Raw genomic sequence first — 3,648 nt, forward strand, 5'->3', positions numbered from 1 at the left:
CTGAGTACCACGTTTGGCAAAGGTACGCCACCGCCAAAGGAATTTGGGGTGGATCAGGTGAAGGATAAGATGGGGATTTTGCCCTCGCAGATTGTGGACTTTAAGGCACTCTGCGGCGATCCTTCAGACAACATTCCAGGCGTGAAGGGCATTGGTGAAAAGACGGCTGCCAGTTTGCTAGGTACCTATGGTTCGCTCGATCGCATTTATGCCTCGCTAGACGAGATTAAAGGCGCAACGAAAAAGAAATTAGAAGAAGGCAGAGATGCCGCGCTGCACTCGCAGTATATGGCGCAGATTCACCTGGACGTGCCGCTCGATGTCTCGCTGGAAGATTTCAAGCTGCACGGGTTTGAGCCAGAGGCGATCGTCCCCATATTGGAAAAGCTGGAGTTCCGTCAATTTCTCGGCAATCTAAATAAGATTCAGCGACTTCTCAACGATCCAACTGCGGAGAATACTGATCCCGCCAATCGCCATTCTGCTGATCCAGAAATTGCAAACGCCAGGCTTGCTCCCGGCAAAGGTAACTCTAGCCTGTTTGATGCACCCGAAACTGATGATATGTGGTTCTTTAGCGCAGAAGAAACCGCTGAAAGCCAGCAAATGAAATCGGCGATCGTGCAACCGCACATCATCGATACCCCAGAAAAATTAAAATCGCTGGTCGATCGCCTCCAACAATTCACCAATCCAAATCAGTTCGTTGCTTGGGACACGGAAACAACCGCAATCGATCCGCTGGATTCCGAGCTGGTCGGGATTGGCTGCTGCTGGGGCGAAAAGGCGGACGATGTTGCCTACATTCCGCTGGGGCATCGATCGGGAGGAAATCTCGACCAAAAATTGGCTCTAGAGTCGCTGCGATCGATTTTGGAAAATACAGACTATCCCAAGGTGCTTCAGAACACGAAGTACGATCGCCTTGTGCTGCGAAAACAGGGCATCGAGCTTCGAGGCGTGGTGTTTGACACGATGCTAGCAAGCTATGTAATTAACCCGGAGCAGAGCCATAAACTGAGCGACCTGGGGATTCGCTACTTGAGCTTGACGTCTCTGGGATACGAGGATTTAGTTCCAAAGGGCAAGAACATTGCTGATTTAGAAGTAGAGCCAGTTGCAGACTATTGCGGCACAGACGCTTACATCACTTATCAACTTGTGTCTAAACTGCGCGCCGAACTGCACGACTACCCCGAACTCGATCGCCTATTACGCGAAGTAGAAGTGCCGCTCGAACCCGTGCTGGCAGACATGGAATGGACAGGTATTCGCATCGATACGGACTATCTAAAACAGTTTTCCGAAAAGCTCGAAACCGACCTGGCAGCGATCGAACTGCGTGCCTATGAAGCGGCAGGACAAAAGTTTAGCCTCGGTTCACCCAAGCAGCTCAGCGATCTGCTGTTTAATGGGCTGGGACTCGATCGCAAAAAGTCGCGCAAAACTAAAACGGGCTACTCTACCGACGCTGCTACGCTGGAAAAACTTCAGGGCGATCACCCCGTTGTCGATGCCATGATCGAACACCGGACTTTAACGAAGCTGAAGTCTACCTACGTGGATTCGCTGCCGACGCTGGTGCATCCCAGTACGGGCAGGGTGCACACCGATTTTAATCAGGCAGTTACCACCACCGGACGACTTTCTTCTTCCAATCCCAACCTGCAAAACATCCCCATTCGCACTGCCTTTAGCCGCCAAATTCGCGCCGCCTTTATTCCCGAACCGAACTGGCTGATGGTTGCTGCTGACTATTCCCAGATCGAACTGCGAATTCTGGCACACCTGAGCCGCGAACCCGTGCTGCTAGAGACGTATCAAAACGATCGCGACGTTCACACTCTGACAGCCCAGCTTCTATTCGAGAAAGATGACATCACCCCCGAAGAACGACGGCTGGCAAAGGTGATCAACTTCGGCGTGATCTACGGCATGGGTGCCTCACGATTTGCGCGAGAATCCGGTTTCTCGACCAGCGATGCGCGGGTGTTTATCGATCGCTTTAACCAGCGGTATCCCAAAGTGTTTGCCTATTTGCAGCAAATGCAGCAGGAGGCGATCGGGCGAGGCTACGTCACCACGATCAAGGGTCGTCGCCGCTACTTCAACTTCGGCAGCGATAGCCTGAAGCGATTAAAAGGCAAAGATCCGGCAAAGATCGACCTGGAGCAAATCCGGCTGCGCGATCAGTACGATGCTCAGCTGATGCGGGCGGCTGCGAATGCCCCAATTCAAGGATCGAGTGCAGACATTATCAAAATCGCAATGGTCAAGCTGCACGACTTGCTGCGTGGCTATCAAGACAAAGCACACCTGCTGCTGCAAGTTCACGACGAACTGGTGTTTGAAATTCACCCCGATACCTGGGAAGAACTTCAGCCTCAGATTAAAGACACGATGGAATCCGCGGTGCAGCTCGATGTGCCGTTGCGCGTTGAAGTAAAAGCAGGAAAAAACTGGATGGATGCAAAATAACCTTCAAAATCCCGTGTAAACCACTACCTGAAATGCCGTAAAACCCGCTTCTACTCTTGATCCTATCGATTCTGTAAATTGTCTACCATAGAGAGTAGAGGTAGCAGTAGGCACAAGCAGTATGAAGATTCAATCATCCGTATTGGTGCATTTAGGGTTTGGGAAGTATGTGCGATCGGATCAGGTGACATCGCTTCAGCCCGTGGAAGAGGAGCGTGGACCCGGACGGCGGACGTTTGTTTATCTCGAAGGGCAGCCTGACCCGATTGTGGCATCTCGTGCCGAAGATACGATCGTCCGCGATCTGGTACAGGAGCCGCGTGAAGTGATTCAGTCTCGCCAGCAGCAGGAGATCCTGACTGACCTGTTGCAGGATTTGTCGAAGGTCAATTCTACGGTTCGGCGAATTAGCCGCGACGAAGGCGGACTCGATCTCGACCAGCTTGAGCGTCGGATTCAGCGTGTGCTGGAAGCATAGTTTCGGATCGGGCAGTTGAGCAGTATTTGCGGGGTGTGAATTTCAATAATTCTGAATTTCAACAATCGCTAAAGCCATTGCTAGAGCAGGGGTTCCTGAGGCAAAGCCTCGCCCCTTTTTTTGTGGAGCAGGAGTAGGCGTTGAGGGGAATTCGTCCACAGAAGTCGAACGATCCCAGGTACATTCCCTCGCCTGAGCCGGGCAAGGGTTAATTTTTTAGCCTACTCAACCGACATCCATTTGAGCGACTACCGTTTGGTGCAATTCGATCTACCGTTCCGCTCAGATTTTCCTTATAAAAAATTCTCTTAAGCTTCATAGGCTGCTCATTAAAATTCCCTTAAGCTATGCGTGGTTCCCCGGGGTTCTTTACCATGAAATCTGTGTTATTCGTTGGTTATACAAACGACAAGATTGTTACGGCTCAGCAAGAACCTTTTCTCTATCACAAACGTGAATTAAGACAAGAGTTAGGGTTAGAGGTTGCTGTTAAAAATGTTCCAACCTTGAACGAAGCAGTGAATTTGTGCTTGGGCGATCGCTCAGACATTTTCTTTCTGATGCCAAGCTGGCGAGAACAACCCGAAGTCGTTGAAACCCTTATCCGAACCCTACGTCAGCAAAAGCCCCACGCAAAACTTTTCTTTGTTGATCCATTTGCCCAAGCAAGTAGCCGCTTTCTGAGCGTATTG

General features: G+C 50.8%; 3 protein-coding genes. All 3 read left to right on the forward strand.

The genetic code is table 11. From position 1 onward, the window contains the following. The coding region (polA, locus tag H6F80_RS05695) for a DNA polymerase I (RefSeq protein WP_190790629.1) at positions 1-2,478 on the forward strand (2,478 nt) is incomplete at its 5' end. 121 nt (positions 2,479-2,599) lie between these two features. Continuing rightward, a complete protein-coding gene (locus tag H6F80_RS05700; RefSeq protein ID WP_190790630.1) occupies positions 2,600-2,956 on the forward strand; it encodes a hypothetical protein in 357 nt (118 codons plus the stop codon). A gap of 374 nt (positions 2,957-3,330) precedes the next feature. Next, the coding region (locus H6F80_RS05705) for a hypothetical protein (RefSeq protein WP_199296402.1) at positions 3,331-3,648 on the forward strand (318 nt) is incomplete at its 3' end.

The sequence above is a fragment of the Leptolyngbya sp. FACHB-711 genome (genome assembly GCF_014695615.1).
GTDB lineage: Bacteria > Cyanobacteriota > Cyanobacteriia > Elainellales > Elainellaceae > Leptolyngbya_A.